Below are 26,525 nucleotides of genomic sequence, written 5' to 3'. Positions count from 1 at the left end.
GAAAAAGCGGGGGTTCAGTTTCTGCGGGCCGGTGATCGTCTATGCGTTCATGCAGGCGACCGGCATGGTCAACGATCACGTCCCGTCCTGCTTTCGCTGTGACGAGGTTCGTGCGATGGGCGCACCATGACGGCCCCGAAGACTCCGACACCCCGAAAGGCGAAGCCGCCTGCGCGACCATTTCCGACGATGGCGCTCGAAACCCTGCTGGCCCGGTCGGCGGGCGGGCTGGTCTGTGGGGTGGACGAGGCCGGTCGGGGGCCGTGGGCCGGGCCGCTGTCGGCGGCGGCGGTGATTCTGAACCCCGAGGACGTGCCCCCGGGCATCGACGATTCCAAGGCCCTGACCCACGCCAAACGAGAGACGCTGGAGGTCGAGATCAAGGCCCGCGCCGTCGCCTGGGCCGTAGGGTTTGCCTCGGTCGAGGAGATCGCGGAGCTGAACATCCTGCACGCCACGGGCCTGGCCATGTGCCGGGCGGTCGAGGGGCTCGGCGTCCCGGTCGCGGCGGCCCTGGTGGACGGCAACTACCGGTTCAAACTGCCGTGCGAGGTCCAGACCGTGATCGGCGGCGACGGCCTGTCCTTGTCGATCGCGGCGGCCTCGATCCTGGCCAAGACGGCGCGCGACCGGCTGATGGTCGAGCTGGATGCGACCTATCCCGGCTACGGCTTCGCCAGCCACAAGGGATACAATGCGCCGATCCATCAGGCGGCGCTGAAGGCCATGGGCCCCTGCCCGGCCCACCGGGGTGCCTGGGCTCCGATCCGGGCCTTGCTCGAGGCCGACCGGGCCGATGCTTCGGCCTGAGCGACGGATCAGGTTTCCGGCCGGATCCACACCGCAGCGGGCTGTCCCGCCATGGCCGGCGGCGGCGTCAGCGTCGTCGTCCCGGATGCCAGGGCTACCTCGACCGGAGCGACGTCCTCACCGGTCCAGACGGCTCTCACCGCGCCCCCGAGCGGTTGCGAGAGGGTGACGACGCCACCGTCCAGGCTGTAGGTCAACGACGCCCCGCCTGCCGTGCCGAGGCTCCATGCCTTTGCGGTGTCAGCGACCGGGCCTGATCCTGACCGCATCGTCCCGCGAACAGCGGCCGGGACGATCTGCTCCACGGCACGGCTAAGGCCCGGCCAGACATCCTCGGCCCCGACGACCACAAGGCCGCCGCGCCGGTCGCGGTACTCGCGATACAGCCGATAGCGCATCTCGGGCGTCGATCGCCAAAGCGCCTGACGCGCGGCACCGACATCCGCCTCGGCCACCCCGACGAGGTCTTCGGGCCTTGCCATGGCGTCCACCTGCTCGCGCGGTGCCTTGTTGATCCCGCCGACGACGGCGAACAGGCTGCCGTCGGGGCGATAGGCCCAGTGATGGATCTCGATCCCGTCGACGATGCGCGACCGGACAGGATCATCAAGGACGGCGTCGACCTGATCCTTCGGCGCTTCCAGCACGACGTGAAGCGCCGTTCCGGTCTCGGTCTCCCACGCGGCGATGGTGTCCAGCCAGAACCGGGTGAACGCGAGCGGCCCCGTGTATTCGGGGTCCAGACCGATGACGACGTTGGGGCGACCCTTCAGCACGTCCAGGGTGTGGCGGATGTAGAGGCGGTGCAGGTCGCGGCGCACGGGGTCGGACACGTCCCAGAATGCGTTGGCGGCCGGGACCTCCATCGGCATGCCGGTCGCCTGGATCGCGTTCATCGGCCGCCACGGAAAGTCGACATAGTGCGACCGGCTCTCCAGCAGCCAGTGCTGCATATACATCTGGTGATACAGGACCACGCCCCGCTGTTCCGCCAGGTCGGCGAAGGTCCGGATGCGGTCGAAGAACCAGGGATTGAAGCGGGTCAGGTCGTACCGGCTGAGCCCGTCCCAGGCCCGGCCCGTCCCGCTGCGGGCCCAGGGAAGCTCCATGAACGGGCCCCAGACCTCTCCGTCCTTCTGGTCCGGCGAGCCGTAGAAGTCATGATCGACGCGCCGCCGATCGTACCAGAGACCATAGTTGTGGGCGACGACGTCGCCGGTGTTCAGACCGGCCGCAAGGGCCGGCAGGTCGTCGGTCAGGCCGACCCCCTCCAGCCCCGGAGCGAACCGGGTCAGGGCGGGGCCGAAGGCAGGGGCAAGCGCCGGCACCATCTGGGCCTGGAAGAAGGAGAAGCCGAGGACGCGGCGCCAGGCCGGCACGCCGTCGATCGTGAACTGGCCATCGACGATGGTGAGCGGGTGACTCTCGGGGGTCGGGTGGGCCGTGCGGGCATAGGTCGCGACCTCGGCCTCGGTCAGGAGCCGGGTATTCGCGGGTGCCGGGGGCAAGGCGACGGGCGCGAGCGCGGCCAGGGCTTCGGTCCCCAGCCGGGCCTCCAGCTGGGCGCGATACAGGCTGGGCGGCTGTTGCGGGGTGGCGCGGTAGAAGTCGCGGCCGGGCTGGACGCGCGGATCCTCGATCACGCCGTCACCCGAGACCTCGCCGCGACAGCCGACGGCGGCGTTGAGAGCGCCCGGCGGGCTGCGGACCTCGACCTCGGTCGCCTCGCAGTTCCACAACAGGGCGTTAGACGCAGACCAGCCCGCGCCCTGGGCATCGCGACCCCGGTGGGTAAGGTTGAGCCCGCCGCCGCGCACCTTGACCCCGTCAAACAGGGCACCCGAGGCCCAGCTTTCGAGCGGGCCGGAATCGCCGTGGGCGTCGATGGCCGTGCAGTCGAGGAAGACGTTGGGCCCGGCCGCGACGTGCCCAAGGGCGAAGTCGTGGATGCCGTCGCGGCTGTCGCAGCGAACGAAAAGCGCCTGTTGCCCGGCGGTGTAGAATACGCGGCGACGCAGGCCGCCGAGTTCGGACACTGGGCGGGAGGCCGAGACGTCCTGGACCGTCACCCGGCGGCTGGTCGCGCCGAGATCGACGACGTAGCTTGCAAAGCCCTCTGCCGCGACATTGCGGATCCAGACGTCCTCGGCGCGGTCCACGGCGATGGCGAACCAGCTGTGGTCCTCGTCCAGCGGGCGGGCGGGATCTGAGGCGGAGATCAATTTCAGCCCCTCGATCCCGACCTCGTTCAGGCGTTCGACGGACGCACCCTTGCGCAGCACGCCACCGCCCCAGACCGTCTCGATGGCCGTGGTCAGGGGGGCGTCGAGCGTCACCGTCAGGCCGTCGATGGCCATGATCCGGCGATCCCAGACGATGTCGCGAGACCCCGGCTTCCAGTTCAGCCGCCCCTCGGGCCGCCAGCCCTGAAACGCGTCCATGCCCAGGCTGGAGATCCAGTCGGCGGTACTGGGTCGCGTCACGGTGACGGCATCCCCGAGCCGCAGGCCGGCGGTGCTGTCGAGGGTGACGGACAGGCTTCCGACCGGTGCGTCCGCGATGGTGTAGACGACACCCTCGGCCGCCACGGGCTGGCCCGGTGCCGCGATGGCGATCAGGGCGCGGCGGTCATGGCCGGTCGCGACCAGCACGGTGCCGCCCTCGCCCGCGCCGGCCCCGCGCAGCACGACGCCGCCTGTCCCGAAGCGGAGCTGGCCGTTGATCTCGAAGTCCCCGGAGGCCAGTTGGACCACGCCTCTGTGGCCTGCGGAATCAGCCGGCGACTGCTCGACGATTCGGATCGCGGCCATGATCCGGTCGGTGTCGTCGCCGGGGCCCGGCTCGACGATCAGGGTCGCGGGCCGCACCGGCGGGGCCACGCCGCCGCCCCGATATCCGGCATGCGAAAAGTCGATCTGAGGCGCGCGCCAACCGGCCAGAATCCCGCTCTCGGCGGCTTGCGCGCCCCCCGCCAGCACGGTCGCCAGACCCGCGATGATCGCCACAAAACTCAGACGCATCTAGCTTTCCCAACCCCGGTCATGTTTACTCGCTCCATCCGCCGGGCTCGCCCGCGCCTAGAGACCGCCGCAGAGTGGTCAGAGGAAATCCAGTGATCCCGATGCCCAGTACCGCAGTGTCAGACCAGTTTCGCACCAAAATGACACCGCTTACCAGACGTTCGTCGCTCTCCCTTTTTCTGGGGGGCGTGGCCATGTCGGCGGTGTCCTCGGGACGTGCCTTTGCGCAGACAAATGAGGAGGCTGCGCCGCTGGGACGCGAGTGGTCCCACATGAAATGGTCGCGCGGGATCGAGAACCAGAGGAAGGCCGATCTGGGGAACGGAACCTTCCTGAACCCCATCCTGGCCGGCGATCACCCCGACCCGTCGATCCTGAAGGACGGCGACGACTACTACATGACCTTCTCGTCGTTCGAGTCGGTGCCGGGCATCCACATCTGGCACTCGAAGGACCTCGTGAACTGGCAGCCGGTCGTGGCGGCCCTGACGAAGAACATCGGCTCGGTCTGGGCACCGGAGCTGTGCAAGCATGACGGGCGCTATTTCGTCTACATCCCCGCCCGATTCCCCGACTATCGCTCCAGCTATGTGATCTGGGCCGACCGGATCGAGGGGCCGTGGTCGGAGCCGGTCGATCTGAAACTGCCCGCCCACATCGATCCGGGCCATATCGTCGGCGAGGACGGCAAACGCTACCTGTTCCTGTCAGGTGGCGACATGGTCGAACTGACCGACGACGGCATGGCCACGGTCGGCGAGATCAAGCACATCTATGACCCTTGGCACTATCCGGAGAACTGGATCGTCGAGAGCTTCTCGCCCGAAGGCCCCAAGGTCATGCGGCACGGCGAATATTTCTACATGATCACCGCCGTGGGCGGCACCTCGGGCCCGCCCACCGGCCATATGGTCATCGTGGCGCGTTCGAAATCGATCCATGGTCCGTGGGAGGACGACCCCGCCAACCCGATCGTGCGCACCGCTTCGGGAGCCGAGAAGTGGTGGTCGCGCGGCCATGCGACCCTGGTCGAGGGCCCGGCCGGTGACTGGTGGATGGTCTATCACGGCTATGAAAACGCCTACTGGACCCTGGGGCGGCAGGCCCTGCTGGATCCTATCGAATGGACCGAGGACGGCTGGTTCCGGGCCAAGGGCGGCGACCTTGCCACGCCGCTGCCCAAGCCTGCGGGCGGCGAGGCCGTGCCGCACGGGATGGCGCTGTCGGACGACTTCTCGACCGACAAGTTCGGCCTGCAATGGAGCTTCTACGCCCCCGAAGGCGACGAGAAATCCCGGCTGCGTCGCGAGAACGGCGTCCTTCACATGCGGGCCAAGGGCACGGCACCGTCGTCGTGTTCGCCCTTGACCTTCGTGCAGGGGGACCAGGCCTATGAGATCACCTGCGAGATCGAGGTCGATCCGGGCGTCACGGCCGGGCTGATCATGTTCTATGACCGCGAACTCTATGCCGGCGTCGGCTTCGACAAGGACCGGTTCGTGACACACCAGTACGGCATCGAGCGCGGCCGCCCGGTCAATCCGTTCGGTACGAAGATGCATCTGCGGATGACCAACGCCTACAATGTGCTGTTCTTCGACAGCAGCGCGGACGGGGTGACCTGGCGGCGGTTCGACCGGCATATGGAGGTGTCCGGCTATAACCAGAACGTCAGGAACGGCTTCATGATGCTGAGGCCCGGAATCTATTCGGCCGGGAACGGCGAGGCGCGGTTCAGGAACTTCACCTTCAGGGCGCTCTGAGATGCTGAACCGTCGCACCTGGCTGCTGTCCGCCGCCGCCCTGCCCCTGCTGCCCGGCACATCGGCGTTCGCCGCCGAGGCGACGCCGGAAACGGTCAAGGCCGCGATGGCGAAGGCGACCCGCTTCATGACCGACAAGGTGGCGGTCGGGGGCGGCTATGTCTGGTCCTACCTGGCCGATTTCTCGCGGCGGTGGGGTGAGATGGAGGCGTTTCCGTCGATGATCTGGACCCAGGCGCCGGGCACGCCCGAGATGGGCCAGACCTTCCTCGACGCCTGGCACGCCACCGGCGACGATATGTACTATGCGGCGGCCGAGAGTACGGCGGCCGCCCTGATCGCCGGCCAGCATCCGTCCGGCGGCTGGAACTACATCATCGACACGGCGGGCGAGGCCTCCCTCAAGCGATGGTACGAGACGATTGGCAAGAACGGATGGCGGCTGGAGGAATTCCAGCACTACTATGGCAACGCCACCTTCGACGATCACGCGACGGTCGAATGCGGGCGGTTCCTGCTTCGCCTGCACCTCGAAAAGGGCGATCCGAAATACCGTGCCGCGACCGACAAGGCCGTCGATTTCATCCTCGAGAGCCAGTATCCGAACGGCGGTTGGCCCCAGCGTTACCCGCGCATGGGTGCCTTCTCGAACCACGGCCGTCCCGATTATACCGGCTTCATCACCCTGAACGACGAGGTCGCCGAGGAGAACATCAGCTTCTTGTTGCTGGTGCTCCAGCAGCTGAAGGACGAGCGGGTGCGGGCGCCCGTGGTCAAGGCGATGGAACTGATCATCGCCCTGCAACAGCCGGCGCCGACGCCAGGCTGGGCCATGCAGTACACGCTCGACCTGAAGCCCTCGGGGGCCCGGACCTATGAGCCGGCGGCGATCACGCCGCACGGCACGGCGGCGGCGATCGGCCAGCTGCTCGACTACTATGGCCAGACCGGCGAGCGGAAATATCTGGCGCGCATCCCCGAAGCCATCGACTGGCTGGCCAGTGTCGAGATTCCCGCAGATCAGCGGGTCGCCAACGGCCTGAACTTCTATCGCAACTATGAGCCCGGCACCGGCCGGTTGATCGGGACGCACCGGCGGGGTTCGAACGTGCAGAACGGCGAATACTGGTCGGATTTCGACACGAGTGACACCCGTGCCGAGAAACGGGTCGACGTGGCGGCCCTGCGCGCACGGTTCGAGCGGACGGCCTCTCTGTCCACCGACGAAGCCACGCTGGCATCCGTGCTCATGGGCCGTGGACCGTCCCTACTGCCCCGCTATGTGGTCACGCGCGCGGTCGGCGGGTCGGACTTGAACATCACGGCGGCCCGGACCCAGGCGGCCAACGATGCGGCGGTGCTGATCGGGGAGTTGAACACCGAGGGCTACTGGCCGCTGGAACTGCGCACCACCAGCCATCCCTACCGGGGGGACGGCCCGCCCGCGCCGCCGCCCGGCTTCGTCGATCGTGGTCAGGTCGGCGACGAATGGGATACCTCACCGTTCACCGAAGCGACCGGACCGATCGGGATATCAACGGGACTTTACATCAACAACATGAGCCGGTTGATCGGATATCTTGAGGCGCACAAATAGGACGCCCCCGGCCGGACGACGCGTCGGGTGACATCGTGACGCCTTGATCGAACGCCATCCGGTCTTAGGTTCACGCACACCTTCCAACGACCGGCTCGACATGGCGGACATGAGAGACATCTTCCGGATCTCGGCCCACTATCCGACGTCGGGAGCGCGGCTGGCCGACCTGATCGTCCACCTGACCGGCCTGACCCTGGCCCTGTTCGGGGGCGGCGTGCTGCTGGGGCTGTCGGTGTCGCGCGGCGATGTCGGCCTGATCGCGGCGACCAGCGTCTATGCCGCCGGATTGCTGGCCATGCTGGGCTTCTCGACCGCCTATAATTTCGCAGCGCCGCGCTTTCAGCCGATCATGCGACGCTTGGACCACGCGGGCATCTTTCTGATGATCGCGGGCTCCTACACCCCCTTTACCACCCACACCCTGACCGGGGCCTGGGCCTGGGCGATGACGGGGGCGGTGTGGGGGCTGGCGACGCTGGGGGCCCTGGGCAAGCTGTTCCTGCCGGGCCTCGGCAAGGGCTTCTGGGTCGCCATCTACATCGCGCTGAGCTGGCTGGTGCTGATCGCCTTCCAACCGATGCTGGCGCACGGATCCTGGGTCGCCCTGCTGCTGCTGGGCATCGGTGGGCTGGTCTACACGACCGGCGTCCTCTTCTACGTCCAGAAGCGGCTCAAGTATTTCCGCGCCATCTGGCACGGACACGTGGTCGCCGCCGCCAGCGTCCACTGGGTCGCGGTTCTGGTCGGTGTGGTGCTGGCCGCCAAGGCGTGAGCCTCAAGACGCGCTGAATCAGACTCTCTGGAACTGGCGCTCGAACCGACCCAGGGCCTGTGGCGCAAGACGAACCGTCAGGTGCGTCCGCCCCTCCTCGTCCGTATCCCGTCCCGTGACCCGGCCGTGCTCGTAGAGCCAGGCCAGGGCCTCGCCCTGTGACGGATCGAGGGTCAGTTCGGTCTCGGGGTCGTCGTCGATCAGGCCGGTGATGATCTGGCGCAGCGCCTCGACCCCCTCCCCGGTCCAGGCCGAGACGGCGGCGGCCTTGCCCTCGGCGGACAGCCGTTCGGCCTGGCCCAGCACGGCCTCGCGCAGGTCGGCGTCGAGCAGGTCGGTCTTGTTCCAGACCTCGAGGATGCGGCGGGTCTTGCCCTCGGGGATCTCGATCTGTTTCAGCACCGCCTCGACGTCCTTCGACTGGGCGTCGGAATCGGGGCTGGCGATGTCCCGGACGTGCAGGATCAGGTCGGCCTCGCCCACCTCTTCCAGGGTGGCGCGGAAGCTCTCGACCAGTTCGTGCGGCAGGTCGGAGATGAAGCCGACGGTATCGGCGACGATGGCCGGCCGCCCTTGGGGCAGGCGGATGGTGCGCTGGGTCGTGTCCAAGGTGGCGAACAGCAGGTCCTTGGCCAGGACCTCGGACCCCGTCAGCCGGTTGAACAGGGTCGACTTGCCAGCGTTGGTATAGCCGACCAGGGCGATGGTCGGGAACGGCACCTTCTGGCGCTGTTTCCTGTGCAGGCCACGCGTGCGGCGGACCTCTTCCAGCTCGCCCTTCAGCTTGACGATCCGGTCGGCGATCAGGCGGCGGTCGAGCTCGATCTGGGTCTCGCCGGGGCCGCCGGTCGAGCCGGTGCCGCCGCGTTGGCGCTCCAGGTGGGTCCAGGTGCGGACGAGGCGGGATTTCTCATAGTCGAGCCGGGCCAGTTCGACCTGCAACCGGCCTTCCTTGGTGCGGGCGCGGCGGCCGAAGATTTCGAGGATCAGGCCCGTGCGGTCGATGACCTTGCACTCCCATTCCTTCTCCAGATTGCGCTGCTGGACCGGCGTCAGGTCGTCATCGACGACGACAGCCTCGGCCTCTGCGGCGCGGACGAGGGCGGCCAGTTCCTCGACCTTGCCCGAACCGAACAGGGTGGCGGGCGTGATCTTGCGTATCCGCACGATCTCTTCGGCGCGGACGTCGAGGTCAAGCGCCCGGGCCAGGCCCACGGCCTCTTGCAGCCGTTCCTCAGCGAGGCGCGAGCTTTCGCTGCGGCCGTCCGGATGGATGACGATGGCCCGGATGAGGGGGACGGAATGGTCGATCAGTTTTGAGGTCAAGAAGGCTCGTGGGTTTGGGACGGAGGCAGTGAATAGATGGGCCGCTTCGCCACGCGTTCAAGCTTGTCATCCCGGCCGGAGCGAAGCGAAGAGCCGGGACGGAAAGGCGTTCCCTCATTTCCCCCGGAAGACGCGAAGCGGCTATCCGGGAAAATGCTGAGGGCGGGCAAGTGGTCTCCCGGACAATCGCTGGCGCGATTTCCGGGAGGCCTTCATTTGTGCGTCAGCGTCCCGGCTCTACGCTTCGCTGCGGCCGGGATGACAAGCGCTTTCCTACGGCTTCGAGGACAGTGACCGGCCTCAATCCTCGTCGGCTTCGGGCTCGTAGAGCTGGACCGGGGCCGAGGGCATGATGGTCGAGATGGCGTGCTTGTAGACCAGTTGCGACTGGCCGTCGCGACGCAGCAGCACGCAGAAATTATCGAACCAGGTCACGATGCCCTGGAGCTTGACGCCATTGACCAGGAAGATGGTCAGGGGGGTCTTGGTCTTGCGGACCGAGTTGAGGAAGGTGTCCTGAAGGTTCTGACGCTTGTCTTGCGACATGGCAGGTTTGTCCTGTTCTTGCTTGTTACGCCGCGTCGGGGAGAGCGCGGGTCCGGATCGATTGCCCGGCCCGCCCACCCTAGACGAGGGTTCGCGACCGCCGCAACCGTCCCGGCAGCTTATTCAGGGACTTGCCGGACCTACAGCGCGTCGCGGCGAGTGTCGTCGACGTAGCGTTCGCGCAGGCGGGTCGCGATCGGGCCGGGCTTGCCGTCGCCGATCTTCGTGCCGTCCAGCGACACCAGCGGCATGACGAAGGTGGACGAGGCGGTGACGAACACCTCGCGCGCCCGCTTGGCCTCCTCGACCGAGAAGGGGCGCTCGTCCAGCTCGACGCCTTCCTCGGCGATCATGGCCAGAAGCTGGGTCCGGGTGACGCCGCGCAGGATGTTGGCCTGGGTGTCGCGGGTCCGCAGCTTGCCGTTCTCGTCGACGATCCAGGCGTTGGTCGAGGAGCCCTCGGTGACCAGGCCCATCTCGTCGTACATCAGACACTCATAGGCACCCGCCTCGCGCGCGGCCTGTTTGGCCAGGACGTTGGGCAGCAGGCCCACGGTCTTGATGTCGCAACGGCCCCAGCGGATGTCGGGACGGGTCACGCCGGCGGCGCCCTTGGCGGCCAGGGCCTCGCCCTTGCGCAGATCGACACGTTTGGCGGTGACGACGACGCTGGGCGGGGTGTCGATGGGAAAGGCGTGGTCGCGAGGCGCGGTGCCCCGGCTGACCTGAAGATAGAGGATGCCGTTGGTCACCCGGTTGCGCCGGATGGTCTCGTCCAGCACCCGCTTGAGCGCCTGTTTCGTCATCGGAATCGGGATCTTCAGCTCGGTCAGGCTGCGATGCAGCCGGGTCATGTGACCGTCTAGGTCGCCCAGACGGCCGTCGAACACCGACCAGACCTCATAGACGGCGTCGGCGAACTGATAGCCCCGATCCTCGATATGGACCGTGGCCTGGCTGTGCGGCAGATAGTTTCCGTTGACGTAGGCGACCCGCGACATCAGTCGATACTTCCTTCTTCGTCGTCGCCGCCGCGCGAGGGCGACACGCCCAGCGACTTCAGCTTTCTGTGCAGCGCGGAACGCTCCATGCCGATGAATGCGGCCGTGCGCGAGATATTTCCGCCGAAACGCATGATCTGGGCCGCCAGATATTCGCGCTCGAACACCTCACGCGCCTCGCGCAGCGGCAGGGCGATGGTGCGTTCGGCGCCCGCGCCGCCGCCCGACGACCCCGAGGCGACTTCCTGAGGCAGCATTTCGGCCGAGATCGGGTCGTTGATGTCGCCTGTGGCCAGGATCAGCAGCCGTTCGACATTGTTCCTCAACTGACGCACGTTGCCGGGCCAGGGATTGACCTGAAGCACCGCGATGGCGTCGTCGCCCAGGGTCCGGCGCGGCAGCCCCTGCGAGGCGCTGAGGGTGTCGATGAAATATTCGACCAGTTCCTGGATGTCCTCGCGGCGTTCGGACAGGGCCGGGACCCGGATCGGCACGACGTTCAGCCGGTGGAACAGGTCCTCGCGGAACCGTCCCTCGGTGATCTCGATCTTGAGGTCGCGCGAGGTCGAGGTCACGACGCGGACATCGACCTGGACGTCCTGTTCTCCGCCGACCCGACGGAACCGCTGTTCGACCAAGACGCGCAGGATACGGCTCTGGCTTTCGCGCGGCATGTCGCCGACGTCGTCCAGATAAAGGGTGCCGTTGTGGGCGCGCTCGAACACGCCGATCTTGCGCGGGCGGCCGTCGTGGCCCTCCTCGCCGAACAGTTCGAGGTCGAGGCGTTCCGGTGTCATCCCGGCGGCCGAGATGGCGACGAACTCGCCCCGCGAACGGGGGCTGGCCTCGTGGATCTGGCGCGCGACCAGTTCCTTGCCCGATCCGGGCGGGCCCGAGATCAGGACGCGACTGTTGGCCGGCGCGACCTTGGAGATCGTGGTGCGCAGGATCTGGGCGGCGGCGGATCGACCGATCAGGCCGGTCGGCACCGAGGCCTGGGCCCGCAGGCGGCGGTTCTCGCGCTTCAGGCTGGCCGCTTCCAGCGCGCGCTGGATGACCACGACCAGCCGGTCCGACTTGAACGGCTTTTCGATGAAGTCATAGGCGCCGCGCTTCAGGGCGCTGACGGCCGTTTCGATATTGCCGTGGCCCGAGATCATGACGACGGGCAGGTCGGCGTCCAGCGCCTTGACCATGTCGAGCAGCTCCAGCCCGTCCATGCCCCCGCCCTGCATCCAGATGTCGAGCACCAGCAGGGTGGGTTTGCGCGCCCGGATCCCGGCCAGCGCCTCTTCGGCGTTGGAGGCGACGCGGACGGCGTGGCCCTCGTCTTCCAGCAGGCCGGAAACCAGCTCGCGGATGTCCGCCTCGTCGTCGACGACCAGGATGTCTGCGCCAGTGGATCGCATATCGCCTCGCTCTATTCAGCTGCGACCACGCCGGTCGGGAGAGCGCCCGCCGTGGTCCTTGCATTGGGGTTGAGGGGGAAGATCAGACAGATTTTCGCGCCGTTCAGCGTGTCGGCATCTGACAGTTTCAGCTCGCCGCCATGGTCCTCGCAGATGCGTTTGACGATGGCGAGGCCGAGGCCGGTGCCCTTTTCGCGGGTCGTGACATAGGGCTCGGTCAAGCGGTCGCGGTCGCGGGTGGGCAGGCCCTTGCCGTCATCCTCGATGATGAAGGTCGCGATCGCGCTTTCGACGGTCAGCCGCGCACGGATGGCGACGGCACCCGCCTCGGCCGGCGTGGCCAGACGCCGCGCCGCCACGGCCTCGCCGGCGTTCTTGAGAATGTTGGCCAGGGCCTGGCCGATCATCCGGCCGTCGGCACGCCCCTTTGCGGCCGGCAGGGGCTCGACCAGCTCGACTTCCAGATCGGGCGCCGCCACGCGCTGGGCGAAGACGGCTTCGTGCAACAGTTCAGCCATGTTGACGGCCGTGAAGCGCGGGGTCGGCATCCGGGCGAAGGACGAGAACTCGTCCACCATCCGGCCGATGTCGCCGACCTGGCGGATGATGGTGTCGGTGCAGCGGTCGAAGATCTCGACATCCTCGGTGATACCGGGCCGGAATTTGCGCTTCAGCCGCTCGGCCGACAGCTGGATGGGCGTCAGCGGGTTCTTGATCTCGTGGGCGATGCGGCGGGCGACGTCGCGCCAGGCGGCGTTTCTCTGGGCCACGACCAGCCGGGTGATGTCGTCGAAGGTCAGGACCATCTCGCCGCCCTGCCCGCCCTCGATGCGGACACGCAGCCGCCGGGTCTCGCCCTCGCGCGCGACGTCGAGGTCTTCCTCGATATGGGCCTCGACCCGACCGACCAGGTCGGACAGTTCGGGCGCCACTTCACGCAGCAGCTTGCCGTGGACGTCTGCCTCGGCGACCGAGAGCAGTTGCAGGGCACTGTCGTTGATCGCGGAAATCCGGCCGCGCTTGTCCAGGCCGATGACCCCGGCCGAGACGCCCGACAGCACGGTCTCGATGAACAGGCTGCGCGCCTGGGCATCCTCACTGGCGGTCTTCAGCGCGGCCTGCTGGTGCTGCAGGTCGCCGGTCATGCGGTTGAAGGCCTCGGACAGGTCGGCGATCTCGCCGGGCGCGCCGTCCGAGTCGACCCGCACGGTGAAGTCCCCAGCCGCGACCTGATCCGCCGCCTTGACCAGCCGGCCGATGGGGGCCGAGATCGCGCTGGCCGCCGACATCCCCAACCACACCGCCCCGACCAGGACCAGCAGTGCCGTCTCCAGATAGCTGAGCGCAAAGGCCGCCTGGATGCGCGCCCGGCTCTCCTCGGCCTGGCGGTAACCTGCGATGGACTCGGTCGAGGTCCGCATCCGCTCGACCAGGCCGGGAGCGAGCGGGCGCACGATATAGAGGTAGGCGTCGCCGTATTCCGGCAGCGGATAGATGGCGCGGATGACGTCGGGATTCTCGGTGACCGCGACCGGGATTTCCTCGCCCGCAGCGGCGCGCTCCAGTGCGTCACGGGATGGGGCGACATAGGGCGGGGCGTCGGGAGCCACGCCTTGCGCCATCACCTCGCCGTCGGCGTTCAGGACATAGACGGCCGGATAACCGAAGAAATCGGCCATCTGACCCAGGGCGCTGGAGAACTCGATCCGGTTGTCGAAGACCTCCCGAACACCGCCCAGTTCGTTGGCCATACTGCCCAGGTCGCGCTGCATGCCCGAGCCGACGTCGGCGACATAGGCCTTGCCGATCGCAGCACCGTTCTGCACCGCCGAACTGACATTGTCGCTGAACCACTGGTCGACCCCGCGATTGACCAGCACGCCGAACACCAGGGCGATCAGAATGGCGGGGACCACGGCGACCAGTGAGAAGAGCGCAACGAATCGAAGATGCAGCCGCGCGCCTGGATCGGACCGACGCTCGGCCGACAGCCGCATCACCCTGGCCCCGATGATCACGGCCATGCCGCCGATCAGGACCAGATTGGCCAGCAGGATGTAGAGGACCGCCTGACCCGCGACAGCCCTCGCCCCGCCGTCGATCGCGGCACCCGGTGCCACGGCGACCAGCCAGATCGCGGCGGCGGCGATGATGACGGCCAGACCATAGACAGCCCCGAACAGGGCGCGGGCGCGTCCTTCCGAGAACCGGGTCCAGGCGGACGTCCGGTCGGCAGGCTCGCGATCGTGTTCACCGGTCGTGGCGGGTGTGTCCGTCATGCCGCATGGTTGTCCGCCAACTGTGGCGAAAAATCAACATTTGAGTTGCGCAAATGCGGCAGGTCCGTGCGCCAGAGCGCCGTCAGACCCAGGGCGACCTCTACAGGGTCGTCCAGTCGGCACAGCCGGGCCTTGGCCGCACGGCGCTCCACCGGATCGGCGGGCCAGGGGGCCTGTTCGACGTACCAGCCCAGATGTTTCTTGAACGTCTTCAATCCGAGGGACGGGCCATAGAAGTCAATCGACGCCTGCATATGCTCCAGCACGATCGCCAGCCGTTCATCGGCGTCGGGTTCCGCCAGTTGCGTGCCGTCGGCGAGGGCCCGGTCCAGATGGGCCGCCAGCCACGGCCGGCCATAGACCCCTCGCCCCAGCATCAGGGCGTCGGCCCCGGACTGGTCCAGCGCCTCTCGCGCCTCTTCGGCGGTGATGATGTCGCCGTTGACGATGACCGGGATCGACAGGGCCGCCTTGACCTCACCCACCGCCGCCCAGTCGGCGACGCCGGTGTAGAACTGCTGGCGCGTCCGGCCGTGGACGGTCACCGCCGCGACGCCGAGGCTTTCGGCCCGGCGCGCGATATCGACCGCGTTGCGGTGGGCGTCGTCCCAGCCCAGCCGCATCTTGACCGTGACCGGTCGCGTCGTCGCGCCGACCGCCGCCGCGATCAGGCGCGCCGCCAGTTCGGGGGTCCGCATCAGGGCCGAGCCAGAGGCCGAGCCGGTGACCTCCTTGGCCGGACAGCCGAAATTCAGGTCGATGATGTCGGCCCCCGCCGCCTCGGCCATGCGACAGCCCTGCGCCATCGCCTCCGGATCGCGCCCGACCAGCTGGATCACGGTCAGGGGCAGGCCCTCGCCCACGGCCGCGCGCCGCACCACATCGGGGCGGGCGCGCGCCAGTTCCGCCGCCGCCACCATCTCGGTCGCCACATAGGCCGCGCCCAGCCGCGACGCGAGCTGACGGAACGGCAGGTCGGTGACACCGGTCATCGGCGCCATCAGCACCCGCCCGGCGATCGTGACGTCTCCGATGGTGAGGGTGTGGGCCATGGGCGGCCAGATAGAGGCTTTGCCCCCGGCGGTCCATGTGCGGCCCTCGATCAGCGCATGGCGATCAGAACACCGCGATCGCCGCATGCAGCGCCAGGGCGAACAGGCACAGACTGCTCAGCACGAAGACCGAGAACCGCAGGATGATCACATTGACCGTCGTCTGGATCAGACTGTGCAACACCCTCAGACCCACATAGGCCCAGGCGATGGCGGCGTTGATGCCATGCCCCTGATCCAGCACCGCCAGGGCCAGGGCGATCGCATAGAACAGCGTCGGCTGTTCCATCAGGTGGTTGTAGTTGTCGGCCTTCCACCGCACCCCGGCGGGCAGACCGGACAGCAGGTTCGCGGGCGGAATGGTCGGGTCCAGCCTGATCCTGGCCTTCAGCATGGCCGGGATGCGGGTGGCGTACATCCACAGCCAGATCACCAGCGACCAGCAGACCAGCGCCACCACCGGCGCGATAATTCCCGACGACATGGATTTCCCCTCCTCCAAGCTTGGCCGTGGATGGGGCCCCGGTGCCGCGCGAATGTCAAATCCTGTGGCCCGGGGTCGTCAGACCGGCAGCCGCCGACTAGAACCGCCCCATGACCTTCGCCGCCATCGTCGTCGCCGCCGGAACCGGCTCCCGTGCGGGAGGGGACAAGCAATGGCGGACGCTGGGCGGCAAGCCCGTGCTGCGCTGGTCGGTCGAGGCGCTGCGGGACGCGGGTGCCGAGGTCGTGGTGGTCACCGCACCGGGCGAAGGCGAACGCGCGGCCGAGGCCCTGGCCGGGCTGACCGGCTGGCGAGCGGTCGACGGGGGTGAGACGCGGGCGGTTTCGGTGCGGAACGGTCTGGCGACGCTGAACGGTCCCGACGATCAGGTCGTCATGATCCACGACGCCGCCCGTCCGGGGCTCAGCCGGGCCGTGATCGAGCGACTGCTGGAGGCCGTCGCGCTGGCTTCGGGTGCCGGAGCGGACGGCGCCCTGCCCGCCCTGCCGGTCGCCGACACCCTGAAGCGCGGTATGGGCGGTGCCGTGGCGGGCACGGTGGATCGCGCCGACCTGTGGCGTGCCCAGACGCCCCAGGCGTTTAGGCTGGGTCGCCTGCGTGCGGCCTGGGCGAACTGGCCAAAGGACGAGACCCCCACCGACGACTGCGCTGTGGTCGAGCGCGACGGTGGCCGGATCGTGCTGGTCGAGGGCGAGGCGCGGCTGATGAAACTGACCTACCCCGAGGATTTCGAGATGGCCGAGGCCTTGATGGCACCCCGTATGCAGACCCGTGTCGGCATGGGCTTCGACGCCCACCGTTGGGGACCGGGAACGTCGGTCTGGCTGTGCGGGGTCGAGATCCCCCACGACCAGACCCTGATCGGCCATTCCGACGCCGACGCCGGCCTGCACGCCCTGACCGACGCCATTCTGGGCGCGATCGGGGAAGGCGACATCGGCGACCACTTCCCTCCGACCGACCCGCAGTGGAGGGGCGCGCCGTCGGACGTCTTCCTGAAACACGCGGCCGGACTGGTGACCGCGCGCGGCGGCCGGATCGTCCACCTCGACCTCACCCTGATCTGCGAACGCCCCAAGGTGAAACCGCACCGTCAGGCGATGCGCGAACGTCTGGCGGAGATCCTGGACCTGCCGCTGGACGCCGTGTCGGTGAAGGCCACGACAACCGAGGCCATGGGCTTCACCGGCCGAGGGGAGGGCCTGGCAGCGCAGGCGGTGGCGACGGTGGAGGTTCCGGGATGAGGCACGAGCCGAAGCCGATTTGACCGGTGCGGCTCATGACGTGGTCACGATCTGGAATGTGACCTCAACAGTCTGGCGACGGCCAGGGCCACGATGGTGTGCCCCTGATCGGCGCCGACATCGGTCATCTGGTCGATGAAGGCGGCGACGATGTCTCGGGCTTCGGCGTCGGTCTGAGGCCAGCCCGTCCAGCCTTCGATGTCTTCGACGTCCGAAATCACCTCGTCCAGATAGTCACTCACGGCGTCTTCCACGTCATTATCCCTGCCCCCGGACATGCCGCCACAGCGAACCGAACAGGTTCACATAGTCGTCGGTCCACGGCCGCACTCCCGGATCGGGCAGGGTCTGCCAGCGCGGATCGGCCCGGAACTCGGCCAGACCCGCCTCGGTCGGCGACAGGATGATGGCCTCGGTCGAGGCCTCGGCCATGTCGGGGGAGTCCTGGTTCTCGTAGTAGATCTGGTGCAGGTGCGGGGCGTTCAAGGCCCGCGCCGCCGCCTCGGCCGGACCGGTGATGTCTAGGTTGCGGTTGGACAGGTGCAGGACCACCACCCCCGTGGGTTTGAGCAGCTTCAGATAGCCGGCGATGGCTTCGCGCGTCAGCAGATGGGTCGGCACCGAGTCCGACGAGAAGGCATCGATCAGCAGCAGGTCATAGGTCCCCGCCGGCTGATCCGCCATGGTCAGGCGCGCATCGCCCAGCACCGTGTCGATCGCCCCGCCGGGCCCCGAGGTCTGGGCGCAACCGTTGATGTAGGTGAACCATTTCGGGTCGCGGGACAGTTCGTCTACCATCGGATCGATCTCGAAGAAGGTCATCCGGTCCTCGCCGCGCTTGTAGGCGGCCATGGCCCCGGACCCCTGCCCCACCACCCCGATGCGGACGCCGGGGGCCCGGTTGCGGACCGCCAGCATCGTCTGTCCGATCGGCGAGACCGGGGCGTAATACAGGGTGGGCGTACAGGCGAAGCGCGGGTCGCGGGCCTGGGCCCCATGCAGGGTCGTGCCGTGGGTCAGGACGTGGACCGAGCCGCCCAGACGTTCATCCTGCCGATCCGCCACCCGCATCACGCCGAAGAAGCTGCGATCGACCAGCGACCAGTCATAGCCCCGCGCGATATATTGGGCCGACAGGGTCATGGCCGCCAGCAGGGCCACATAGGCATAAGACCGGTCGCGCAGGATGAAGGCGATGATGGCGACGATGCCCAGCACCAGCATGGTCACCTGTTCCATCCGCAGCGGGACGTTGCGGCTGAAGGCCCAGGCCAGGTCCCAGTCCGCCGCGAACATGGCCGACATCAGGGGCGGTATCCCGCAGACCAGCAGCGCCGCGACCCAGGCGATGACCTCCCAAGGCTTGATCTCGCCCCCCTTCCACGGCCGCGCGAACCCGACCAGCACCAGGACCAGCGGATACTCCCAGACGAAGTCGAAGATCACCGGGGCCAGCAGGGCCGTGAAGGCACCCCCGACGACGCCGCCCAGCGACATCAGCAGATAGAACTCGGTCAGCCGGTCCGGTGCGGGTCTCCGGGCCGCCAGCCTCTGGTGACACAGCAGGGCCAGCAGGAAGAAGGCCGCCAGATGGATGCCGAACATCGCCGGCCAGGACCCCGAGTGAAAGGCCGTGAACACCACCACGATCGCTCCGACCGCGCCGCTGAGCGCCAGGGTGACGGGCAGCGGGATCCACGGCCGGTCCTGGAAGGCGATCACGAAGGTCAACAGGTACAGGGCCAGCGGAATGACCCACAGGAAGGGTGCCGAGGCCACGTCGGTCGACAGATGGGCCGTAACCCCCAGCATCAGGCTGGACGGGGCGGCCGCGAGCAGGACCAGGATCCCTTTGTCCTTCCAGGCGATCGGGGCGCTGACGGCCAGGGGCGCGGGCTCTGCGGTCTGGTCCAGACGCCTGCGCCAGACGATGACGGCCAGGGCCACGACCATCAGCAGGAAGGCCCCGTAGCCGCCGCTCCAGCCGAAACGCTGGCCCGACAGGGACATCAGCGGCTCGATGACGACCGGATAGGCCAGCAGGGCCAGGAAGCTGCCCAGGTTCGACGCCGCATAGAGGACATAGGGGTTCTGGCCGTCCGCATGGCCGACCCGAACCCGGGCGTACCAGGCCTGAAGCAGGGGCGCGGTCGCCGACAGCACGCCGAACGGGGCCCCGACCGACAGGGCCAGGGTCGCCAGCAGCCAGCCGATCGGCGCCGACGGTTCGGGATCACCCAACAGGCCGTTGATCTTCAGCGGCAGGAACAGGGCGGCGACCAGCAGCAGGCCCAGATGGATCGCCACCTGGACCTTCATCGCCTTCACCCGTTGCAGGGCGTGGGCATAGGCGTATCCGGCCAGCAGCGCCGCCTGGAAGAAGACCATCGCCGTGTTCCACACCGACGGCGATCCGCCCAGCATCGGCAGGATCAGCTTGGTCACCATCGGCTGGACCACGAACACCAGCGCCGCCGAGGTGAAGATGGCCACGGCGAACAGAACGGGCGTCACCCGGTCGGGCCGGACCGAGACGGCCGGGTCGAGCGTGGAATCGGTCATGGGCTCTCCGATGCGTCGCACGGCTCGACAGCCGCACGCTGGGTCGCCACGTTAGAGTGACTCGCCGTCGTGGCGAGGCGTCACAAGGCCAGTCCCGGATGTTTCCCGACGATATCCTATCCCTCGCCCAGTCCGTTGTTGAGGCCGCGACCCGGCGCGGCGTCATGGTGGCGACGGCCGAGAGCTGCACCGGGGGACTGGTCGCCGGTGCCCTGACCGCCGTCGCGGGATCGTCGGCGGCGCTGGACCGGGGATTCGTCACCTATTCCAATGCGGCCAAGGCCCAGATGATCGGGGTCTCGCCTGAACTGATCGAGGCCTGTGGCGCGGTGTCCGAGCCGGTCGCCCGAGCCATGGCGACGGGGGCGCTCGCCCATTCGGATGCCGGGATCGCCGTCTCGATCACAGGCATCGCGGGGCCCGGCGGCGGCTCCGACGACAAGCCGGTGGGGCTGGTGCATTTCGGGATCGCCGACGGCTCAGGCGTCGATCACGTCGAGCATCGATTCGGCGACCTGGGGCGCGAGGCCGTGCGGCTGGCCTCGGTCAGGGTCGCGTTGATGCTGCTGCGGGACCGGCTGGCGTGATCGTCGATGCGAGAGGGCATCTGTGCCCCGTGCCGTCGCTGAGGTTGCGCAAGGCCTTCGAAGGCCTGTCGCCCGGCACGCGCGCAACCCTGCTGGCCACCGATCCGATGGCGCGGATCGACGTGCCCTATCTGATGGCGGAACTGGGCGGCCGGGTGGTGGAAACGTCCGAGGTGGACGGCGTCCTCACCCTCGTCGTCGAGACTGGCGACGCTCCGACAGGCTGACGACCGATCCGTTGCCGGACGGGGTCTCCAGCAGGGGCGCGCCTCGGGCGCGTCCGGCAATCTCCATCTCGGTGGCGAAGGCCCCGCCGTAGAAGACCGCGTTGATGTTCCACGACAGCCAGATCAGCAGAACGACCACGGCACCGACCGAGCCATAGGTCGCGCCCAGCGACGCGATCTGTTCGACATAGATGGCGCAGAGCCAGGACGAGATCATCGACATCACCGTGGCCACCACGCCCCCCGCCACCGACGGAACCCACGCCACCGGCGTCCGATGCGACATGGCATAGCGATAGAGCAGGGTCAGGCCGAGACACAGGCCGAGTGCGGGCCACAGGGTGTCGAACTGAAAGCTCCAGCCGCGCGCGGCCGCCTTGGCCTGGGCCGCCGCCGTGTGTTCCAGCAGTCGCGAGGTGACCACCGCCCCCGACACCACGGTGAACAGGGCGAAGGCGAACAGGGCGACGATGAAGGCCAGAAGGTTGAACTTGAAGAAGCCGTGCGGCTCCTTCTCGTCGTGGATCAGGTTCAGACCAGCCAGCAGGGCCTTGAAGCCGCGATGCGCGGCATAGGCACCGATGACGAGGGCGAAGGCCGACTGGGCAGACACGGTGCGGGCCCCGACGCTGGCCAGGCGCTCGACCTCGGCGCGAAAGATGGTCCGCGCGGCGTGGGGCAGCATGTCGGCCAGGGCCACGGCCTGTTCCGAAACCTGGCTGATCGACAGGACCGCCTTATAGAAGCCGATCAGGATGGCGATGGCCGGAAACACGGCCAGGAGGGCAAAGAAGGACACCCCGCCCGTGTAGAGCATGACGTCCCGGCCCCAACTGCGCGCGAAGGCCCGCACGGCCAGCTTCCCCCAGAACGCAGGATTGAGACCCCGCGCGCCGTCCTCGTTCGTCTGTCCGCTCAATACGGTCCCCACCGCAGCCAAGCCGGGACACTAGCGGATTTCCCGCGCGGGGGAAGCCGGCCCTTCCGAACGAAGTTTTCCCGTGCAAACACAGCAGGGGCGTTGCGTCGCCACAGGGGCCGTCGCTATGGTCCGCGCGCCGCGAGGGGCCGCTGCGAGCGGTGGCCGTCGCGTCTGGAGACGTCTGGTTGGGCCCCGATCCGCGCGTATTGATTGTCGCCGAAACCGACGACCGGCTCGGTGCCCTGTGCCGGGGGCTGGACGCCGTCGGCTGGCGCACCCTGACCGCACGGTCGGGCGCGGCGGCCGAGGCGGCGCTGAACGATTTCGTGCTGGAAGCCGCGATCCTGGACACCGCCCACCCCGACTATCCGGCCCTGGCCGAGCGGTTGCGTCAGGCCGCAGGCGATCGGCGGCTGTCGATCATCGCGATCGGAGAGGCCACGGCCGCGCCGGGCGTCGATCTGGCCATGTCCGAGCCGCCCCATCCGGCCCAGGCGGCGCTGCGGCTCGAACAGCTGGTCCGCGCCGCCATCGCGGAGGAGGAATTCCGGCTGCGTCAGGCGACCTTCGCCCTGCGTGGGGCGTCGCTGGACCTGACCGACGACGAAGCCCGGCCGCTCAAGGTCCTGGTCGCGGGCGGGGTCGATTCGCGCTTTCTGGCCCTGTCCAACGCCCTGTCTGACGGTGGAGCCGAGGTGGTGGCCGCGCCGACCCCCTATACGGCCTTCGATTACCTGCATGAGACGGCGTTCGATGCGGCCGTCCTGTGGGGCTCGCCCGACCATGCCCCGGCCCTGTCGATCGCTTCGGGGATGAAGCGGAACACGCGGCTGTATCACATCCCGCTGACCCTCTATCTGCGCCATCCCGGCGAGATCAACCTGGCCGAGCTGTTCAACCGGGGCTTCGCCGACGTCGCCTCGGCCGAGACGCCCGAGGCCGAGATCGCGGCGCGGGTGCTGGCCCTCGCCGACGCCCACCGCCGCCACGTCAATGTTCGCAGGGCGCTGGAGGCCGCGCGCGGTTCGGGGCTGATGGACCCGTCCACGGGCCTGTTCACGCCCGAGCTGTTCGCCGCCCATCTGGCTCGGCTGGCCGAAGGCGCGAGGAACCGGCGACGTCCGCTGTCGGTCTGTGTGCTTCGTGTCGCCGAGACCGATGTGCTGGCCCATGCAAGGGTCGGCGGCTGGCTGGACCGCGCCATGCCCCAGATCGGAGCGATGGTATCGCGTCTGGTGCGGGTCGAGGATACGGCGGCGCGTCTGGCCCCCGAGGTCTTCGCCCTGGCCCTGCCCGCCACGGCAGGTCCCGCCGCACGTCTGGCCGCCGAACGGATCGCCGCCGTGGTCGGCTGCACCGCCTTCGACGCCGGGCCTGAACGGTCACCCTTCGTGGTCGAGTTCGACATCGGCTCGGCCGAGGTGGCCCCCGGCGAAAGTCCCGCCTCGGTGCTGGAGCGGGCCTCCGCCGACCTCGCCACCCGCCGCGCCCAGGCTATCGTCGCGGCACGGTCTGCGGGCTGAGCCGCCGAACGAGGATCACCAGTCGAGCGTGATCCCGACCCTGGCCATGCGCGGCGCAGCGTATCCGGCGACGCCGTCCCCGGTCAGGGACACCTCGACGTCCCGATCGAACAGATTGTCGACGGCCGCATACAGGCTGACGCCCTGCCCCACCCGGTACCCGGCACGCGCATCGGCCGTCACGGCCGCATCGAGCGTGCGGCTGTTCAGGTCGTCGTCGAACCGGGCGCTCTCGTAGCGCGCATTGAGCGACAGATTCAACCGGTCGGTCGCCTGCCAGTCGATCCCGCCGGTGACGCTCCACTCCGGGGCCTGGGCAGGACGCAGGCCGGTCAGTTGCGCCGCCGCCGTGCCGCCATCGATCGTCGCGTCCGTCCAGGCCAGGGCGGCCGAGAGGGTGATCTGGTCCAGCCGATGCTCGGCGTTCAGCTCCAGCCCGGTCGCCGCGATGGTCCCGGCATTCTGACGCTGCCTCAGCACGCCGCCGGCCGGGACGAAGCCTCCGCGCGGCAGGGCGGCGATCACGCCGGGGCCGGTCCCCACGGTGAGATTGACGATGGCGTCCCGGATCCGGTTCCAGAACAGGGTGGCCCCCAGCCGCGTGGAGGAACCCTCCCAACTCAAGCCAATCTCGATCCCCTGCAATCGCTCGGGCTCCAGCGCCGCATTGGCCTCGGTGATATCGTTGCCGACGCGAAACGGCCGATGCAGTTCGTTGATCGTCGCAGGCCGGAACCCGGAATAGGCGGCGGCGCGAGCGGCAAATCCCTGCCCCAGATCACGCCGGACACCCAGCCTGGCCGAGGTCACCTCGCCGGACCGGTCGGGATATGTCTCGTCCAGCAGGCGCGCGCCGGTGGCCCGATCCAGCTCCAGCCGCCGCCCCCCGGCATTGCCCCAGCGATCGACCCGCAGCCCGCCGGCCACCAGCCAGACGTCACGCGTCCACGATGCCTCGACATAGCCACCGACCACCGAGGTCTCCCCGCCCGCAAACCGGTCGCGGGTAAAGCGGTTCAGCGGCACCGACCAGCTGAAACGCTCCTGCGTCTCGCCTTCCGAAAGCCGGGCATCGGCGCCAATTTCCCACTCAAACCGCCCGCTGGAGACGTCGATGCCGGTCTGGCGCAGAGCCATGTTGCCGCCCCAGCCGATTGCGGGCGTGGCGTACTGGTCGTTCGCGGGCGTCGTGCCGGACCGGCCGGGAGCGACCGAGGCGGAGGCGTTGGCGAAGTCGCTCTCTCGCCGCCACGCCTGGAGGCGCCAGCCGAGGCGACCCCGCGCCGGGGTGCGGGCCAGGGTCGCGGAGACGCTGTGGCCGGTCGCGGTCGAGCGGGTGTTCAAAAGCCCCGAGCCCCGATCCTCGTCATAGGCCGATGCCCGCATCGACAGGGCCGTCGCGCCGTCCAGCTCGACGTCGGCGCGCAGGGCCGCGCTCCGGGTGTCGAGGTCCAGCGGCGTGTCGGCGGGCCCGGCGGCAGCGGAGCGCACCGGCGTGTACCCCTCGGAATGGTCAGCGAGGACTGAGGCGGTGAGGGCCACCCGGCCGGTCCTCAAGCCGGTGGTGGCCGCGACCCGCCGCCCGCCGTAGCCCGCGGCCGAGACGTCCAGACGCCCGTCTTCACCGTCCCGTTCGCGCAAGGCGATGACGCCCGTCAGAGCCCCTGCGCCATAGGCCCCTGCCCCCGCGCCGCGCACAAGGTCGAGACTGTCGAGGCTTTCCGGCGCGACCTGGGACCACAGCACCCAGCCGCCGAAGGGATCGTTCAGCGGCACATTGTCGAGGGTGACCAGGGCCCGGCCCGCCCCGGACGGCGCGATGGCCCGCAGTGAAATCCCCTGGGTCGTGGGATTGGCGGCGAGGCTGGATGTCCTGCGGAACAGGGACACCGCCGGAACCCGGCCCAGCGCCTCGTCCAGCCGCGTCGAACGGTCCAGATCAGTACGGTCCAGTCGCGTGACCGAAAAGGCGGCATCCCCGGCGGCGGGTGGAAGCCGGGCCCCCGTAACCACGACCTCGGGCAAGGCAGGCGGCGCATCCTGAATCATGCGGGGTAAGGTCCGTCCACGGTCCGGCCGTCCTCGATCCGCAGCACGGCCTGGCTGAGGGCCGCAACGTCGCGGGGGTCGTGCGTCACAATCACCATCGGCGTGCCGACCTCGTCTCGCAGTCTGATCAGATAGGGAATGAGGGCGTCGCGGCGGCGCGCGTCCAGACCTGCGAACGGCTCGTCCAGCAAAAGGATGCGCGGTCGGGCCGCGATGGCCCGGGCAAAGGCGACACGTCGCATCTCACCGCCCGAAAGGGTTGCCGGCCACCGGGTCTCGAACCCCTCGAGATCGACCAGGCCGAGCGCCTCCGTCACGTCCATTGGGTCGGTCGCATAGGGTCGTGCAAAGGCGACGTTGGCCCCCACGTTCAGGTGCGGGAACAGCCGCCCCTCCTGGAACAGATAGCCGACGCCCCGCCGATGCGCCGGCAGGGCGGGCCCGGTCGTGCCGTCGACCACGATCTGATCGTCGATGGCCAGATGAACCTCATCGACGGGGCCTAGGCCGGCCAGACCCTGAAGCAGGGTCGTCTTGCCCGCGCCGGACGGGCCGACCACCACCAGGCACCGGACGGCTTCCGCGAACGCCACGTCGAGCGAGAAATCGCCGCGGCGGGCGCGGACCCGGAACGACAGGCTCATGCGCGCGTCCGCCCGCGCAGGCTGCGCCGGTTGGTCCATTCGGCCAGGACCAGGGCCAGGATACAGACGGCGACCGAGACGACTGCCAGACGGATCGCGGCCGGTTCTCCGTCCGCACGCTGAAGCGAGGCATAGATGGCGACCGGCAGGGTCTGGGTCTCACCGGGAATGGCCCCGGCAAAGGTCACGGTGGCCCCGAACTCCCCGAAGGCGCGGGCGAAACCCAGCACCAGACCGGCGATCATGCCCGGCGCGGCCAACGGCAGGGTGATGCGGGCAAAGACATGCCACGGCGGCGCGCCCAGGCTGGAGGCCGCCTGTTCCAGCCCTCGATCGACACCCTCCAGCGACAGCCGCATCGGCCGCACCACGAGCGGCAGGGCCATGATCCCGGCGGCCAGGGCGGCCCCCGTCCAGTGAAAGGCCAGGGTCACGCCGAAGACGTCATGCAGCCACCCTCCGATGGGCCCCCTCACGCCGAACAGCATCAACAGGACCAGTCCGGTCACCACCGGCGGCAGAACGAGAGGCAGGTTGACCAGGGTCTCGACCAGCCACTTGCCGGGAAAGACCCCGCGCGCCAGCAACCACGCCAAACCCAGAGCCAGGGGCGCGGTCACGAGCATCGCCGCCCCCGCCACCTTCAGCGACAACAGCGCAGCCTCGATCTCGAAGGGCGACAGC

At 68.7% G+C, this 26,525-nt stretch carries 23 protein-coding genes; 9 read left to right on the top strand and 14 right to left on the bottom strand.

Going from position 1 to position 26,525, the window contains the following annotated elements:
- Positions 1-130, top strand: a 130-nt coding sequence (locus ACILQR_RS02730) for a DNA-3-methyladenine glycosylase I (protein ID WP_395649978.1), incomplete at its 5' end; no start/stop codon positions are given.
- A 59-nt stretch (positions 131-189) separates the two neighbouring features.
- Positions 190-810, top strand: a complete 621-nt coding sequence (locus ACILQR_RS02725; protein ID WP_395649975.1) for a ribonuclease HII — start codon at positions 190-192, stop codon at positions 808-810.
- 8 nt (positions 811-818) lie between these two features.
- On the opposite strand, the gene ACILQR_RS02720 is transcribed toward ACILQR_RS02725, so the two are convergent.
- The gene (locus tag ACILQR_RS02720; RefSeq protein WP_395649974.1) at positions 819-3,830 is read right to left on the bottom strand and encodes a DUF6298 domain-containing protein; all 3,012 of its coding nucleotides are present in this window, start codon (positions 3,828-3,830) and stop codon (positions 819-821) included.
- Positions 3,831-3,970: 140 nt separating this feature from the next.
- Between ACILQR_RS02720 and ACILQR_RS02715 the strand changes: the two genes are divergently transcribed.
- From ACILQR_RS02715 to ACILQR_RS02705, 3 genes are all read left to right on the top strand, one after another.
- On the top strand, positions 3,971-5,593 hold the full coding sequence (locus tag ACILQR_RS02715) for a family 43 glycosylhydrolase (RefSeq protein ID WP_395649973.1): 1,623 nt from the start codon (positions 3,971-3,973) through the stop codon (positions 5,591-5,593).
- Position 5,594: 1 nt separating this feature from the next.
- The gene (locus ACILQR_RS02710; RefSeq protein WP_395649972.1) at positions 5,595-7,190 is read left to right on the top strand and encodes a pectate lyase; all 1,596 of its coding nucleotides are present in this window, start codon (positions 5,595-5,597) and stop codon (positions 7,188-7,190) included.
- Positions 7,191-7,299: 109 nt separating this feature from the next.
- Positions 7,300-7,965: a hemolysin III family protein gene (locus ACILQR_RS02705; protein WP_395649971.1), complete on the top strand. Its 666-nt coding sequence runs from the start codon at positions 7,300-7,302 to the stop codon at positions 7,963-7,965.
- A gap of 18 nt (positions 7,966-7,983) precedes the next feature.
- Here ACILQR_RS02705 and hflX read toward each other — a convergent pair whose 3' ends face one another.
- From hflX to ACILQR_RS02670, 7 genes are all read right to left on the bottom strand, one after another.
- Positions 7,984-9,291: a GTPase HflX gene (hflX, locus tag ACILQR_RS02700; RefSeq protein ID WP_395649970.1), complete on the bottom strand. Its 1,308-nt coding sequence runs from the start codon at positions 9,289-9,291 to the stop codon at positions 7,984-7,986.
- Between the two features lie 300 nt (positions 9,292-9,591).
- Entirely contained in the window at positions 9,592-9,837 is a 246-nt protein-coding gene (gene hfq / locus ACILQR_RS02695) for an RNA chaperone Hfq (RefSeq protein ID WP_013269198.1), read from the bottom strand.
- A gap of 140 nt (positions 9,838-9,977) precedes the next feature.
- Positions 9,978-10,838: a D-amino-acid transaminase gene (locus ACILQR_RS02690; protein ID WP_395649969.1), complete on the bottom strand. Its 861-nt coding sequence runs from the start codon at positions 10,836-10,838 to the stop codon at positions 9,978-9,980.
- Positions 10,838-12,247, bottom strand: coding sequence for a sigma-54-dependent transcriptional regulator (locus tag ACILQR_RS02685; RefSeq protein ID WP_395649968.1), 1,410 nt, complete (start codon positions 12,245-12,247; stop codon positions 10,838-10,840). Before ACILQR_RS02685 ends, ACILQR_RS02690 begins: the two co-directional genes overlap by 1 nt.
- A gap of 11 nt (positions 12,248-12,258) precedes the next feature.
- On the bottom strand, positions 12,259-14,526 hold the full coding sequence (locus tag ACILQR_RS02680; RefSeq protein ID WP_395649967.1) for an ATP-binding protein: 2,268 nt from the start codon (positions 14,524-14,526) through the stop codon (positions 12,259-12,261).
- The gene (gene dusB / locus ACILQR_RS02675) at positions 14,523-15,578 is read right to left on the bottom strand and encodes a tRNA dihydrouridine synthase DusB (protein WP_395649966.1); all 1,056 of its coding nucleotides are present in this window, start codon (positions 15,576-15,578) and stop codon (positions 14,523-14,525) included. Before dusB ends, ACILQR_RS02680 begins: the two co-directional genes overlap by 4 nt.
- A 64-nt stretch (positions 15,579-15,642) precedes the next feature.
- A complete protein-coding gene (locus tag ACILQR_RS02670; protein ID WP_395649965.1) occupies positions 15,643-16,062 on the bottom strand; it encodes an MAPEG family protein in 420 nt (139 codons plus the stop codon).
- Between the two features lie 110 nt (positions 16,063-16,172).
- Here ACILQR_RS02670 and ACILQR_RS02665 point away from each other — a divergent pair, with 110 nt between their 5' ends.
- Positions 16,173-17,327 carry a bifunctional 2-C-methyl-D-erythritol 4-phosphate cytidylyltransferase/2-C-methyl-D-erythritol 2,4-cyclodiphosphate synthase gene (locus ACILQR_RS02665; RefSeq protein WP_395649964.1) on the top strand — a complete coding sequence of 385 codons (1,155 nt, stop codon included), beginning with the start codon at positions 16,173-16,175 and terminating at the stop codon, positions 17,325-17,327.
- Positions 17,328-17,371: 44 nt separating this feature from the next.
- Here the strand turns inward: ACILQR_RS02665 and ACILQR_RS02660 are convergent, their stop codons facing one another.
- Together ACILQR_RS02660 and ACILQR_RS02655 are read right to left on the bottom strand one after the other, a co-directional pair.
- Entirely contained in the window at positions 17,372-17,581 is a 210-nt protein-coding gene (locus tag ACILQR_RS02660; RefSeq protein WP_395649963.1) for a hypothetical protein, read from the bottom strand.
- Positions 17,582-17,585: 4 nt separating this feature from the next.
- Positions 17,586-19,889, bottom strand: a complete 2,304-nt coding sequence (locus tag ACILQR_RS02655) for a fused MFS/spermidine synthase (protein ID WP_395649962.1) — start codon at positions 19,887-19,889, stop codon at positions 17,586-17,588.
- 98 nt (positions 19,890-19,987) lie between these two features.
- Here ACILQR_RS02655 and ACILQR_RS02650 point away from each other — a divergent pair, with 98 nt between their 5' ends.
- Together ACILQR_RS02650 and ACILQR_RS02645 are read left to right on the top strand one after the other, a co-directional pair.
- Complete coding sequence (locus tag ACILQR_RS02650; protein ID WP_395649961.1) at positions 19,988-20,476, top strand: CinA family protein; 489 nt, start codon at positions 19,988-19,990, stop codon at positions 20,474-20,476.
- The gene (locus tag ACILQR_RS02645) at positions 20,473-20,703 is read left to right on the top strand and encodes a sulfurtransferase TusA family protein (RefSeq protein WP_395649960.1); all 231 of its coding nucleotides are present in this window, start codon (positions 20,473-20,475) and stop codon (positions 20,701-20,703) included. Before ACILQR_RS02650 ends, ACILQR_RS02645 begins: the two co-directional genes overlap by 4 nt.
- Here the strand turns inward: ACILQR_RS02645 and ACILQR_RS02640 are convergent.
- The gene (locus tag ACILQR_RS02640; RefSeq protein ID WP_395649977.1) at positions 20,663-21,520 is read right to left on the bottom strand and encodes a YihY/virulence factor BrkB family protein; all 858 of its coding nucleotides are present in this window, start codon (positions 21,518-21,520) and stop codon (positions 20,663-20,665) included. The two genes, ACILQR_RS02645 and ACILQR_RS02640, sit on opposite strands and share 41 nt — an antisense overlap.
- A 290-nt stretch (positions 21,521-21,810) precedes the next feature.
- Here ACILQR_RS02640 and ACILQR_RS02635 point away from each other — a divergent pair, with 290 nt between their 5' ends.
- Positions 21,811-23,148, top strand: a complete 1,338-nt coding sequence (locus ACILQR_RS02635) for a diguanylate cyclase domain-containing protein (RefSeq protein ID WP_395649959.1) — start codon at positions 21,811-21,813, stop codon at positions 23,146-23,148.
- Between the two features lie 15 nt (positions 23,149-23,163).
- Here ACILQR_RS02635 and ACILQR_RS02630 read toward each other — a convergent pair whose 3' ends face one another.
- The 3 genes from ACILQR_RS02630 to modB are packed head-to-tail and all read right to left on the bottom strand — an operon-like array spanning position 23,164 to position 26,524.
- Entirely contained in the window at positions 23,164-25,197 is a 2,034-nt protein-coding gene (locus ACILQR_RS02630; protein WP_395649958.1) for a TonB-dependent receptor, read from the bottom strand.
- The gene (locus ACILQR_RS02625) at positions 25,194-25,841 is read right to left on the bottom strand and encodes an ATP-binding cassette domain-containing protein (protein WP_395649957.1); all 648 of its coding nucleotides are present in this window, start codon (positions 25,839-25,841) and stop codon (positions 25,194-25,196) included. The genes ACILQR_RS02630 and ACILQR_RS02625 overlap by 4 nt, the downstream gene beginning before the upstream one ends.
- Entirely contained in the window at positions 25,838-26,524 is a 687-nt protein-coding gene (gene modB / locus ACILQR_RS02620; protein ID WP_395649976.1) for a molybdate ABC transporter permease subunit, read from the bottom strand. The genes ACILQR_RS02625 and modB overlap by 4 nt, the downstream gene beginning before the upstream one ends.
- Position 26,525 lies beyond the last annotated feature (1 nt).

This window comes from Brevundimonas sp. (assembly GCF_044239655.1).
Classification (GTDB): Bacteria; Pseudomonadota; Alphaproteobacteria; order Caulobacterales; family Caulobacteraceae; genus Brevundimonas.
This window is presented reverse-complemented; position numbering and strand designations above follow the sequence as displayed.